This is a genomic window from Streptomyces sp. NPDC056161 (genome assembly GCF_042268025.1).
GTDB lineage: Bacteria > Actinomycetota > Actinomycetes > Streptomycetales > Streptomycetaceae > Streptomyces.
In genome coordinates this window covers 111436-124107 of sequence record NZ_JBHJUV010000017.1, presented here as the reverse complement: position 1 = coordinate 124107, position 12672 = coordinate 111436, and the positions used below count along the sequence as shown (strand labels likewise).

Sequence of the window (12672 nt, the reverse complement as noted above, 5' to 3'; positions counted from 1 at the left end):
CGTCGTCGGGCGACGCGGACCCGGGGGCGCGCATGCTGAAGAACGCCCCGTCCCTGATCCCGGCGGAGCAAGGACCGCGCGGTCCGCCGGAAATCAGAACTGTGTGCCGGTGGCCCAGATCGGCTGTTGGTCCAAGGAGATGACGACGTTGCCGTCGGATTGCAGGGTGAGGACGGCGCCATAGTGTCCAGCGGTGTCGGTGGCCCATACCGGCGTGTCGTCCTTGTCGTAGACGACAAGGTTGCCGTCCTCCTGGAAGACGGCGTACGAGCCGGACCCGCTGGTGTTGCTGGCCCACACCGGCTGGTTGCCGTTGTCGTAGACGACCAGGTTCCCGTCCTCCTGCATGATCAGCTTCTCTTTGGTGTTCTCGACGGACTCGCTTCCCTTCAGGGTCGTCGGCCCGTTGACCACGGTGACGTCCCCGGTTTCGTCCGGGCCGTCCTGGCCCTCGACGGGCGGGGATGCGTCGGGATCCTCGTCCGGGGTCGCGGACGGCGCGCCGTCCGGCCCCTCGGCCGTCGTACTGTCCGGCTGAGGGGTGTTGACGTGGCCGCTGTCCGTGGGGGCAGAGCGTGCGAGGGAGACGCCCTTGGCGTGTGTGTCGCCCTGCCCGGAGTCCTGCGTGACGATCACCACGGCCGTGACGGCGACCACGGCCGCCGTGGCCGCGGCCAGGAGGTAGCGGCGGCCACGGCGCTGACGGGCGGGGCCTGCGGGCGCACCCTGCTCGGGGAGATTCGGGTCTCCGCCTGGAACCGCGAGGACCGCTGTGGCCGGCAGGGGGCCGGCGGGCGGTACGGCGGCGGGCAGCACCGTGGTTGCCGCGTCGGGTCCCGACGGTGTCTGTGGCGGTATCGGGGTGTGCTGGAGCACGGTCGGATCTTCGCCGGGGACGACCGGTACCGACGGTGGCGTGGACAAGGGTGTCGTGGTGGGGAAGGACGTGAGGACGTGTTCGTAGGCGGGATGCTCCACGAGAGACGCCTGCGCCGGGCAGCGTGCGACGATCTGGTCCGGACGCGGGCGTTCCCGCGGGTCACGCGCGACGCAGGCGGAGATCAGTTCCGCGAGGGCTGGATCCACGCCCTGAAGGTCGATGTCGCCATGGACCGTGCGGTAGGCGATGGCGGTGGGGATGCCTTCGCCGTACGGGGCTCGTCCGGTGGCGGCGAAGGCGAGGGTCGCACCGAGGGCGAACACATCGCTGTCCGCGCCGACCTGATTGTGCGTCAGGGTCTCCGGCGCGGTGTAGCCGGGGGTGCCCATCGCATGGCCGGCCTGCGTCAGAGCGCTCTGCTGCGAGCTGCGGGAGATGCCGAAGTCGATGAGCTGCGGGCCGGTCGGGGAGAGGATGACGTTCTGCGGCTTGACGTCCCGGTGCCAGATCCCGAGGTCGTGGATGTCGCCCAGTCCCTCGGCCAGGGCGGCCAGCAGCGCCCAGCACAGATCGGTGGGCAGCGCGCCGCCCCCGGCGACCACCCGGTCGAGGGTCGGCCCCGGCACGTATTCGGTGGCCAGCCAGTAGGGCGGAGTGGTGATACTGGCGTCGATGAGGGCCGCCGTGTAGGCGCTGCGGACCCTCCGCAGCGTCTCCGCCTCGCGCCGGAACCGCTCCAAGGCCGCTGGATCGGCACGGAAGTGATCGCTGATCACCTTGACGGCGGCGGGACGCCCTCCCGGTGTCCGGCCGAGGTAGACACTGCCCATCCCACCCGCGCCCAGGCGGCCGACGAGACGGTAGCGGCCGATCTCCCGGGGATCGGACTCATCGAGCGGCTGCATGCGGCGACCTCCAAGTCGCTGTCACAGGTCGCCCGGCTCCGCACGTGCCACGACCCATCGATTCTCCGACGACGCTGGTCGCATCAGGTGCGGCACCCGCGGAACATGCAGCGTCGAGTGACGGATCTGCATGGTCTGATCATAGTCACCTCGCGTGCCGGCCGTACGACGGCTCCGGCGCCCCAAGTCGCCTGCGGCTGGGCGGAGTTCGCGCGCGCGGACCACGTCCATTCGGGCCGTACCTGTACCGGCGGGGGTCAGCTTCCTCGCCGGGGTCGTGCGAGGAGGCGGGTCAGCCACTGGGTGCGGGCGTGACGGGCCTGGTGCGTGAGGGCCGCGGTGGGGGCGAAGGAGTCGAAGCCGTGGAAGGCACCGGGCCAGACGTGGAGTTCGGCGTCGCCACCGGCACGCCAGATCGCGTGCGCGTAGGCGATGTCCTCGTCCCGGAAGGTCTCCGCCGAACCGACGTCGAGATAGGTGGGAGGCAGACCGCTCAGGTCGGTGGCACGGCCGGGTGCGGCATACGGCGACAGGTCGGGGGCCGCGTAGCGCTCGCCCAGGTACGCCTGCCAGCAGACGCTGGTCGAGGACCTGTCCCACAGGCCGATCCCCTCCAACTGGTACGCGGAGGGGGTGTCGAGGCGGTCGTCGAGCATCGGGCACAGCAGGAACTGCCCGGCAGGCGTCGGCCCGTCGTTCCGGTCCCGGTTGAGCAGGGTCAGAGCCGCGGCGAGCCCCCCGCCCGCACTCTTGCCCCCGATGATCACACGCTCCGCGTCCAGACCGAGTTCGTCCGCGTGGGCGACGGTCCACAGGAGTCCCGCGTGGCAGTCGTCCAGCGGTCCCGGATAACGCGTCTCCGGCGCCAGCCGGTACTCGACCGACACCACGGCCATGCCGAGGGGAGCGGACCAGTCGCGGAGGATCTTGGGCAGGACGGACCAGGCATTTCCCATGATCAGCCCGCCACCGTGCAGGTAGTACAGCACCGGCAGCTGACCGGTCGCACCGGCGGGCCGCGCGTACACCAGGGTGACGTCCGGGCCGCCCCCGGCGCCGGGCACGCTCAGTTCCTCGACGGCGAAGAGACCCTCCGCACGAAGCTCGGCCACCGTCGGCCGGGGTCGGCTCGCGACGTCCCGCCGCCGATGCACAGCGAGGTTCTCAGGAGTGAGCCGTTCCCGAGCCAGGTCATTGAGGGCCGCCAAAGCGGCACCCAGCTCCAGGTCGAACGGTGGAGGCGTCCGTACCGCGGCTCTCCGGGAGACCGCGGAGTCCCGGCTGCCGCTCACGAAGCGCCCCCCTGACAAGCAGTCACACAGCCACGGCCGCCACCCGGCTCCCGCCTTCCGAGGGACACGGCCGCGACACCGGGTATCGATGTCGTCGAGATCATGAACTCAGCAAACCACAGCCGGCGCGGGGAAGTTGGTGCGACCGCGCCGCGGACGTCACCGTCGCGGTCCCGCGACGGCGTAGGCCGCGGTACCGGCGACCGCGAGGACCAGGGCCGTCCAGGTGCCCACCGCCGTACCGGCCGGCAGCAGCATCCAGCTCGCCACCCGCGTCGCCGCACTCGTCGGGGGCGGGGCGATGAACGAGAACGACAGCCAGGCGAACGGCAGCGTCCAGGCGTACTGGCCGCCCCAGAGCGCCGCGCCCAGGGCGACGAGTCCCATCAGGCCCGCGCTGTCCCGGACGACGAACGCCGTGCTCGCCCTGTCCTCGCCCAGCGCCTGCGTCGCCAGCAGCACCGTGCCGACGACCGCCCCGCCGAGCAGCACGTGTGCCGCTCTGCGGGGCGCCCAGCGGATCGCGGCCGTCCGGTCCAGCGCGAGGTCCTGCCCGCTGAGCCCGACCGAGGCCGCCATCGCCCCCGTGGCGAGGACGAGTACGGGCAGCCGCGGATCACCGGGCCCCCCGCCGCCGTCCCGGGCGAGCGCGCAGACCGCCACGGCGCTGATCACCACCGCGGCGAGCGACGCGGGTACCTGACGTGAGCGCGCGTACAGCGTCAGCCACCTCATCGGGACGCCCCGCGCTTCAGTACGTCGAACGGGTCGCCCTTGCAGGAGATCGCGGCGGCGCGCATCGCGTTGATCCGCGAGAGCTGCTCGGCCCGCGGCAGCGCCGTGAGTTGCTTCCACACCGGGCGGGTCTCGGCCTCGGCCTCGCGGCGCAGACCTGCCGACAAGGCGGTGGGAAGCGGCTTGAGGTCCCCGAGGACCCAGCCCGCCGCGACGGCCTGCGCGAATTCGTCCACCCCGAAGCTGCTCCAGCCGGCGGGGGCGCACCCCGGCACCATGCCCTTGGCGATCAGCACCCGGGTCAGCTCGTCGCCCTTCGCGGCGGCGATGATGTCGTCGTCGAAGTCGAAGAGCACGGTCGTGCGGGACCACCGCGGCGTGGCGCCGTCCGGCAGCATGGTGGCGTTCTCCCGGACCGAGACCGGCGCCTGGCTGCCCAGGGCACCGCGCAGCAGGCGCAGCGCCTCCTTACCGGGGCCCGCGAGGTCGGCGAGTCGCGCCTGCTGGGTCTTCGTCACGCACACCGGGCCGTCGCAGACCAGCTTCGCGGCGGCCTCGTCGACGACATAGATCCGGCGTGGGTCGGAGGGAAGGACGAGCAGGGCGATCACCGCGCCCGCCAGCAGGGGCACCAGGGCGATCAGCCGGGTGCGCGGGGTCGCCGCGACCAGCAGCGCGAAGCCCGTCGCGGCCATGGCGAGCAGCCAGATCGTCTGCCCGACGTGTACGGAGGCGGAGAGCGTGACGAACGCGTCGCGCACGTCCGACAGCGCCGGTGACAGCAGGGAGATCCGGTTCGGTTCCGTGCTCGGGAGCCCCGTCGCCGAGGACGTCTCCGTCCGGCCCAACGACATCTGCATGAGGGCCGTGAACACGAAGGCGCCCATGGCCAGCGCGGGCGGGGTGAGCACGGACGGCAGGGCCCGCCCGGCCCCCATGCCCAGCACGGCCCCCGCGACCAGGGAGAGCGCCCCTACCAGCGAGATCGGCAGCCACCCGAGGTGCGTGTACTCGGTGTTGGCGACCACCTGGACCGCGCCCACGAGGACGAGGAGCGCGAAGGCCGCGGCCAGCGTGATCGCCGTGGCGCCCGCCAGCGCGGCCGCGCGGTGCCGGGCCGGCCGCGGCGTGCTCGTCAGCAGCTCGGCCATCTTCGAGCGGCGGTCGCGCAGACCTTGCAGCGCCCCGAGCCCCACGGCGAGCGGCCACAGGTAGAACAGCACGGAGCGGGTCCACAGGGCCATGGTCGTCCACTGGGCCGTCCACGCCGTGGTGCCCGTCCACCACGATCCGGAGATCAGGTACAGGAACGCCAGCGCCGTCGTCAGGACCACGGCGCCCGCCCACGGGGCGACGGAGCGTTTCAGCTCGATGTGCAGGACGCGGACGTTCACCAGGTGCCCCTTCCCTGCGCGGGGTTGAGCAGCAGCGCCGAGTAGCCGCGCTCCAGCGGGCTGTCACCCGCGTCCTCGGGGCCGCCCATCGAGGCCAGTTCGTCCGGAGCGCCCTGGAAGACCAGCCGCCCCTCCGCGAAGACCATCACGTCGGTGCAGGCGGCGGCGACGTCCTCCACCAGATGGGTCGAGACGAGCACGCAGGTGTCCGTACCCAACTCCTGCACCAGCTCACGGAAGCGCAGCCGCTGCGCCGGGTCCAGGCCGACCGTCGGCTCGTCCAGCAGCAGGATCGCCGGGTCGTTGACGATGGCCTGGGCGATGCCGACCCTGCGCACCATGCCGCCCGACAGGGCCTTCATCCTCTCGTCGGCGCGGTCCGCCAGACCCACCCTCTCCACGGCGCGCTGCACGGCGGCGGGGATGTCCGCCTTGGGTACCTCCTTCAGCCACGCCATGTACTCGACGAACTCGCGCACCGTGAAGCGCTTGTAGTAGCCGAACTCCTGCGGCAGGTAGCCGATCCGGCGGCGCACCGCCCGGTGCTCGCCCACGCCGCCCGCGGACTCGCCGAACAGCTCCAGGCTGCCCTCGGTGGGGCGCAGTACGGTGGCCAGTGTCCGGATGAGGGTGGTCTTGCCCGCCCCGTTGGGGCCGAGGAGTCCGTGGACGCCGGTGCCCAGCGACAGGTCGAGTCCGTTGACGGCCATCCGGTTCCTGCCGACCCTGACCTTCAGCCCGGTTGCCTGGATCTGCCAGGCGTAGGCCGTCGGTGCGAGGTCGGCCGCGTTTACCGCGGACATGTCGTGGTGTTCCTTTCCGATGGTCATCGATGGGCTCCCAGCACGGAGTAGGCGCCCCTGCGTGCGATCACGACGGCGGTACCGAGCGCGAGGACCAGTCCCCACACGGGCAGGCTGCCCGTCTGGAGGGCGTAGGCCGTACGGCTGGTGACCAGGGTCGGCGCCGGGACCGCGGCGGCCCACACGGCCGTCAGCGCGACGGCGGCGCGGGTCACGCCGACGACGCCGCCGAGCGCCAGGGTCGTCGAGGTGAAGGCCAGCGAGGGCAGCAGCCACTGCGCGGCCGTCACACCGGTCACCCATCCGGCCACCAGCAACGCGGGGACGACCACGGCGAGTACGGACGCGGTGCGCCGCAGTACCAGGTACAGCCCCGCTCGCGGCGCGGCGGCCGTCAGTTCGTATGCCGGGTCCAGGCCGCGCGACCACGACGCCGCGACGCCGAGGACGGGCAGGATCGGGGCGAGCAGCAGCACCAGCGACACCTCCCCCGGGCCGGTGCCGACCAGGTCGAGCAGGAGCGCGAGCAGCGTCACGCCCACGACCATGGCCAGCCACGGCACCATCGTGGGTGTCATCCACCTCGACAGCCACGCCGACCAGCGCCGTCGGCGGGGCATCGTGGCGGTGGCGGCCAGTCGGGGTTCGAGGCCGGACCACACGGTGCCGACCAGCGCCGCCACGGCGGGCGCCTCGGCGGTGACGGCGGCCGACAGCCGGTCACGGCACACCCCGCACGCCTCCAGATGGGCCTCCAGGGCCCACACCTCGTCGGCGGCGATGTCCGTGTCGCCGCGTGCGTAACCGTCGATGATCCGCATCGACGCGTGTTCCACGCTCATGCCAGCGCCTCCCGCATCGCGATCCGGGCCCGGCGGGCACGGGTCTTGACCGTGCCCTCGGGCAGCCCGAGCAGGACCGAGGTCTCCCGGACGGACAGCCCGTCGAGCACCATGGCCTGTAGTACCTGTCTGAGTTCCGGCGCGAGGCGCCGCAGCGCGTCGCCGACGTCACCGTCGACGGTCGTCGCGAGCGCCTCCTCCTCGGCGGCGGGCGCCGCGTCGGGGAGAGCGGCGGCCGTCGGCGGCTCGGCGTGGTGGGCCCTGCGCCGGAAGGCGTCCACGAGGCGGCGTGCCGCGATCGTCCACAGCCAGCCGGCGGCCGTCCCGCCCGCCGAGGCCCCCGCGAACGCGCCCGCCGCGCGCCACACCGCCAGATACGTCTCCTGCATGACCTCGGCGACGATCTGCTCGTCGGCGCAGCGTCGGCGCAGCCGCAACGCCATCCACGGCGCGGTGCGCCGGTACAACTCTTCGAACGCCGCGCGGTCGCCCTTGGCCACCAGCTGGACGAGACGCTCCTCGTCCAGCTCGCGCGGTGCCTTCCTGACTGATCTCACACCGGCTAGACGCCCGGGTCGGGCCGCAGGTTTTCCTCCCCATGTGATCCCCATCACATGGGGGGAGAACTCGTGGGCCCCCCGACAGACGTTTCGCCGCAACGCAGGGGTGGGCGGGCCCAGGTGGGGGACCGGCTGCGGAACGCGTGGTGGGCCGGCGCCAGGCGCCGGCCCACCATCGGACACCGGCGTCAGCCGGTGCCGCAGATCGCTGCCGTCAGTGAAGATCAGATCGACGGCGAGGCAGATGCTGTCGTCCGTCGAAGCCCGCAGCGGGCGAACCGGTCGTCGAAGCCTTGGCCGGCTGGGCCAGTTCACGGTGGATGGCGGCCAGGCCGGTGCCGGCCGGGGCGAGGTCGATCGTCTCGCCGACGGAGGTGTCCAGCTTGATCGTGGTGCCCGAGAGCGTCCCCCTGCGGACACCGTCGGCGTAGTACGCCACGGACCGGCCGGGCCACGGGTTGGTGACCGTGAGCTGCCCGCCGGACCGGCTGGTGATCCGGACGTACTCGACGGTGTTGTCCCGGATGCTGCTGGAGACCTGGAAGTTGCCGTAGGCGAGCAGGCCGCCGAACTTGGCGTCGGAGTCGGCGGGCCAGTTCGGGAAGACCTTGATGTCGTGCTGGAACGACTGGAGGAGCATCTCGTCGAGCCCCGAGGTGGTCACGTTGAGGTTCTCGACCCCGCCGCCGTAGTGGTGCACCGCCATGTTCGGGTACGAGTAGGAGGTGGCCTCGGCGTGCAACTCCTTCATCAGCGTGCCCGGGTCGTACCCCACCATCGCCGCGGCCGCGTACAGGGTGGCGGGGGAGTTGTCGCTGTGCCAGTTGTTCAACTGCGTGACGGTGTTCCGTGCCGTCTCCAGCAGGTCGGCGCCACTGTTCAGCCCGACCTGTAGACCGGGGTACACGGCCTGGACCGCGATGTCGTTGCCGTCGCTGACCCAGCCGGAGCCTTCGGAGGTCTGCCGGAAGACGGTCTGCCCGTTCCTCGTCATCGTGGGCAGCGGTGCCAGGTTGCCGTCGATGTGCTGCCAGGTGGGGAGGAGCGACTGGTTGACGCCCAGGTCGCGGCTGATGTCGATCAGCCCCTGGAACAGCAGGTGCACCAGACCGAGCGAGAGGATGCTGTTGGTCTGCGGATAGACACCGCCCTCCTGCGGCGCGTCGTTGTGGATGTTGTACGTGTGCGTGGCCTCGTCCCAGGTCAGGTAGTCCTGCCAGAACAGCCCGACCTGTTCGAGGTAGGGAAGGACCTTGCGCGCGTAGGAGGCACTGCGGGTGTACTCGTACTTCATGACCATGTCGCTGGCCAGGTTCACGGCGTTGGACTTCTGGTTGTACAGGTCGTCGGCGGCGCTGGTGCCGTTGGGCGAGATCCCCACCGGGTACAGAACGCCCTTGTAGCCGCCTGCCGCGGCCTTCGCCCTGCCCCTGGGCATCCAGTCCAGAACGGGATCGTCGTAGGAACCCATCTGGGCGATGTGGTTGGTCGACAGCGCCGGGTAGAACGCCGCCTCGTAGTTGTAGTTGGCGTGGTAGTCGCCGTACCAGTTCATGTTCCCGGTGATCCAGTTGCCCCACAGGCCGGGGGCGTACTTCCCGGCGCGGGAGGCCGAGCCGAGCAGATAGAGCGAGCCGTACCAACTCTTCTCGACGGCCTGGTCGGGGATCTGGACGAAGGACCGGGACCAGTACTCCCGCCACCAGGACTCGTGGGCCGCGTACAGCCCCGCCAGCGCACCACCGGTCAGCGAGGAGGCCGCCGCGTGCGCGACGGACTGGTAGCGGGGTGTGTCATGGCTGCTCCGTATCGCCGCGGCGACGGTGTAGGTCACTCCCGGCTTGAGGGTCAGGCTGATCCGGTTGCCCGACACCCGCGCGGATCCGCCCCGCACGGTCGTGGCGATCCGCGCCTGGGGGTTCCCGGGGGCGGCGGCGGTGCCGGCCTGCACATCGGCGTCGAGTACGGCGCCCCCGCCCGACGCCGCCGGGGTCTTCCCGAGCCCGTCCTGCACGGTGAGGGTCGCGTCCTGCGAGCGCGAGCCGGAAAGCCGCAGGGTGGTGACGAACAGGTTCTGGGTCGCCGCGACAAAGCTCCTGGACGAGAGTTGCTCGCCCCCCAGGGTGTAGGTGCCCTCGACCTGCGCCCGAGCGATGTTCTGTACGACGTGATGACCGGCGCCGGCCAGGCCCGGCACGGACAGCACGATCCGGCCCAGCGGTTCGATGCCGTTGGTGGCGGTGGAGAAGAAGTCGTTCTTGCCGATGTAGAAGGTCTGGTCGTCGACGGAGCCACCGACCGCGACACCGACGTCGCCGTTGCCCATCAGCGGGGCGTCGACCGTCCCGCCGTTCGCCAAGGTGGTGGGCGGGGAGTCCCACACGCCCTGGAACTGCGCCACGGTGCGCAGGGCCTGGGCCGGGGTGGCGTCGCTGACGGTCTGTGCGACGGCGGACGAGCCGCCCTGGACGGTGGTCAGGCCGAGGGCCACGAGGGCCGAGGCCAGCAGGGTGCTGATGCGTCTTTGGTGCCGGAGTGAGGATGCCACTGCGGTGTGACCTTTCTTCTCGTCTTCTCGATGGGCGTTTCAGAGGGGTCCGGGAAGGCCGTGCGGCCGACCGCACGCCGTGGCCAGGTAGGCCGCGCCGAGCAGCGGTGCCTCGGCCGGCTGTTGCGCCGCTGTGATGACGATGCGTCCGTTGCGCGCCCGATCGGCCGCCGTGAGCCCGGCTCGCAGGGGTTCGGCCACCAGATCCCAGGCCCCCGCGATGGCGCCCCCGACCACCAGGACCGTCGGTTCGAAGGCCGCGAGCAGCGGTCCCAGCACGCTCCCCAGGGCAGTGAACGCCTCGGCGAACACACCGACCGCGGCCCGGTCGCCGCCCTGCCGTGCCCGCCGGGCGATCTCCTGGACGTCGGGCGGGGACGCGCCGGTCGCCCGCGCGTAGGCCCGCCGCAGGGCACGCCTGGACACCGTCTCCTCAAGCGGCTCGCCCGCGTACCGCAGGACGTGGACCCGCCCGTCCGGCGGGACTCCCGGCCCGTGCCGCAGGATCCGGCCGTCCCGCAGGAAGCAGGAGCCGACGCCGCTACCGAGGGTGATCCCGACGACGGACCGGTGCCCGCGCGCCGCCCCGGCCCACCACTCACCGAGTACGAACGAATCCGCGTCGTTCCAGAAGCTGACCGCGGCGGCACCGGGCAGCGACGCCGTCAGGGCGGCCCGGAGATCGAACCCCCGCAGCGCGTCGAACTTGCCGACCCCTTCGTACTGTCCGATCCCGCGCGCGTAGTCGAAGGGACCGGGCAGCGCCACGGCCCATCGCACCGGACCCCGCGCGGGCACGTGGGCGGCGGCGCGGACGAGGGCCGACACGAAGTCCCCGGTACTGCCGTCGCCGTCCACCACCTCGCGGAAGGACCGGCCGAACCGGAGGCCGCGGGTACCGAGGTCCACGCTCGCCGCGGTCACATGGGTGCCGCCGACCTCCATCACCGGCACGACGCTCCCGTCGCCCGGACTCATCGCACCAGCGCCTTCACGTAGCGCACCGGCCCCGCGCCGAGGGCTCGCACGCGGTAGGCGCCGACCGACGCGGGCAGCGTCAGGGTCTCGGCGTAGGCCAGCACCTGACCTTGTCCGCCGCTCGTCTCCCACCGGATTCCGTCGCCCTCCACCACGTTGATGACGTGGAAGCGGTGGTCCGTGTCGTCGTCCACGACGGAGTCCGGTGCCAGTTCCAGGCGCCGGACCTCGAAGAACATCTCCGGGAGCCGGCCGAGAAGGTCCTCGCGCCAGCCCTCGCCCGAGCGCAGGGTCCGCGGCTGCTGGACCAGTTCCCTGGCCACGGTCTCCCCCGACCTGGCGGGGTCGAGGTTCTCGAACGCGTGGCCCACGTGGACCGGCCGCGGCTTGCCTGCGCGGTCCTTGCGCAGCCAGTCGTAGAAGCGAAGGCTGTACAGGTACGGCGTCGCACTGATCTCCAGTACGACATTGCCCTCGCCGCTGCCGTGCGGGGTGCCGCCCGGGATGAGGAAGAGTTGGTGCTGCTCGGCCGGGAAGGTCTGGACGTAGCGCTCGATGTCGAACGGCACCCCGTCATGGACCGCCCGGTCCGCCTCCCGCCGGAACGCCGTGAGGTCGGCGTCGTCGCGCAGGCCGAGGAACACCTGGCGGTCGGGGCCGCCGACCATCATGTAGTAGGTCTCGTGCTGGGTGTACGGCCAGCCGAAGACCCGCGACATGTAGTCCGACTGCGGGTGGCAGTGGACGGACAGGTTGCCGCCGCCGACGGTGTCGAGGTAGTCGAAGCGGATCGGGAACGAGGTGCCGAACGCCGTGTGCACCGGTTCTCCGAGGACGTCCTCGGGGTGCAGCGCGACCAGCGCCTGGAGCGGGACCTCGACGCGCGGGCCGTCCGGTGTGCCGACGAGGATTCCACTCTCCGGCGCGATCAGCTCGTACCCCAGGGCGGTGTTGGCGGCCTCGCGGTTGAAGCCGAGCTGTTCCTGCGCCCAGTGCCCGCCCCAGGACGTGACGTTGAAGGTGGGGCGGGTGCGGAAGGGCCGCCCGGCCAGGTCGGCGAGGGTGTCGCGCAGCGCGGGTCCCGTCAGCCAGGTCGGGGTCTCGCTCTCCTGGGTGTCCAGCCAGAGGTCGACCTTGGGGACGAGGGCGTCGCGGTGCCGGTCCAGGACGGGCCAGTCGATGTAGAAGAGTCGGCGAGTCGTGCCCGCCCCGGTGCCGGCCGGCTGTCCCAGATTGCGGCCGGTCCCGCCGGTGATCCCGGCCTCCGCGTAGCGCTTGGGCAGGTCCGCGTACCAGAGCCGGTCGTACGGCACGAGGGACGCTCCCGGCCCGAGGACGACGGTGACGGCGCCGTCGGCTGCCTCGGGCTTCGGCATCCCGGTGAAGAAGTCGGCGAGTCCCGCCCGGGACAGCGGGGCGAAGTCCGGGTCGTCCTCCAGCACCGCGGACGCGGTGCGGGCGAGGATGTCCGGCCAGGGCGCGAAGTGCTCGCGCATGTCGATCTGCTTCGCCGCGAGGCCGCGGGCGGCCAGCGCGTCGCAGATCCCGGCGCTGACGGCCGCCCAGTCGACGGCCACCGGGCCGTCCACGGCGAGGACCAGACCCGGTGCGAGTCCGGCGACGGCGTCCCGGAATCCGGCGCCGACCTTCCCTGTGACGCTGTGGCAGGGTTCGGCTTCGTAGCCACGAACTGCCGGCATGACGATGTCAGCCCTTCTGTCAGTACGGCTCGGGG

Annotated in this window: 10 protein-coding genes; all 10 read right to left on the bottom strand. The window is 71.9% G+C overall.

Going from position 1 to position 12672, the window contains the following annotated elements; all coding sequences use genetic code 11:
• Positions 1–93: 93 nt before the first annotated feature.
• Positions 94–1785 (bottom strand): protein kinase, encoded by a 1692-nt coding sequence (locus tag ACFC09_RS18110; RefSeq protein WP_376529054.1) that lies wholly within the window; start codon positions 1783–1785, stop codon positions 94–96.
• A 257-nt stretch (positions 1786–2042) separates the two neighbouring features.
• Positions 2043–2897, bottom strand: a complete 855-nt coding sequence (locus ACFC09_RS18105) for an alpha/beta hydrolase (RefSeq protein ID WP_376529052.1) — start codon at positions 2895–2897, stop codon at positions 2043–2045.
• Between the two features lie 339 nt (positions 2898–3236).
• A complete protein-coding gene (locus ACFC09_RS18100; RefSeq protein ID WP_376529050.1) occupies positions 3237–3812 on the bottom strand; it encodes a hypothetical protein in 576 nt (191 codons plus the stop codon).
• Positions 3809–5206 (bottom strand): hypothetical protein, encoded by a 1398-nt coding sequence (locus ACFC09_RS18095; RefSeq protein ID WP_376529047.1) that lies wholly within the window; start codon positions 5204–5206, stop codon positions 3809–3811. The genes ACFC09_RS18100 and ACFC09_RS18095 overlap by 4 nt, the downstream gene beginning before the upstream one ends.
• Positions 5203–6036 carry an ABC transporter ATP-binding protein gene (locus tag ACFC09_RS18090; RefSeq protein ID WP_376529044.1) on the bottom strand — a complete coding sequence of 278 codons (834 nt, stop codon included), beginning with the start codon at positions 6034–6036 and terminating at the stop codon, positions 5203–5205. Before ACFC09_RS18090 ends, ACFC09_RS18095 begins: the two co-directional genes overlap by 4 nt.
• The gene (locus tag ACFC09_RS18085; RefSeq protein WP_376529042.1) at positions 6033–6851 is read right to left on the bottom strand and encodes a zf-HC2 domain-containing protein; all 819 of its coding nucleotides are present in this window, start codon (positions 6849–6851) and stop codon (positions 6033–6035) included. The genes ACFC09_RS18090 and ACFC09_RS18085 overlap by 4 nt, the downstream gene beginning before the upstream one ends.
• On the bottom strand, positions 6848–7408 hold the full coding sequence (locus ACFC09_RS18080; RefSeq protein WP_376529039.1) for an RNA polymerase sigma factor: 561 nt from the start codon (positions 7406–7408) through the stop codon (positions 6848–6850). The genes ACFC09_RS18085 and ACFC09_RS18080 overlap by 4 nt, the downstream gene beginning before the upstream one ends.
• A gap of 217 nt (positions 7409–7625) precedes the next feature.
• Positions 7626–9959, bottom strand: a complete 2334-nt coding sequence (locus tag ACFC09_RS18075; RefSeq protein ID WP_376529036.1) for a hypothetical protein — start codon at positions 9957–9959, stop codon at positions 7626–7628.
• 39 nt (positions 9960–9998) lie between these two features.
• Positions 9999–10937 carry an ROK family protein gene (locus ACFC09_RS18070; RefSeq protein WP_376529033.1) on the bottom strand — a complete coding sequence of 313 codons (939 nt, stop codon included), beginning with the start codon at positions 10935–10937 and terminating at the stop codon, positions 9999–10001.
• Entirely contained in the window at positions 10934–12637 is a 1704-nt protein-coding gene (locus tag ACFC09_RS18065) for a class I mannose-6-phosphate isomerase (protein WP_376529031.1), read from the bottom strand. Before ACFC09_RS18065 ends, ACFC09_RS18070 begins: the two co-directional genes overlap by 4 nt.
• Between the last annotated feature and the right edge of the window lie 35 nt (positions 12638–12672).

Coding starts and splice junctions, on each gene's coding strand:
- ACFC09_RS18110 (WP_376529054.1), bottom strand. CDS start 1,785: ATGCAGCCGCTCGATGAGTCCGATCCCCGGGAGATCGGCCGCTACCGT.
- ACFC09_RS18100 (WP_376529050.1), bottom strand. CDS start 3,812: ATGAGGTGGCTGACGCTGTACGCGCGCTCACGTCAGGTACCCGCGTCG.
- ACFC09_RS18090 (WP_376529044.1), bottom strand. CDS start 6,036: ATGACCATCGGAAAGGAACACCACGACATGTCCGCGGTAAACGCGGCC.
- ACFC09_RS18085 (WP_376529042.1), bottom strand. CDS start 6,851: ATGAGCGTGGAACACGCGTCGATGCGGATCATCGACGGTTACGCACGC.
- ACFC09_RS18070 (WP_376529033.1), bottom strand. CDS start 10,937: ATGAGTCCGGGCGACGGGAGCGTCGTGCCGGTGATGGAGGTCGGCGGC.
- ACFC09_RS18065 (WP_376529031.1), bottom strand. CDS start 12,637: ATGCCGGCAGTTCGTGGCTACGAAGCCGAACCCTGCCACAGCGTCACA.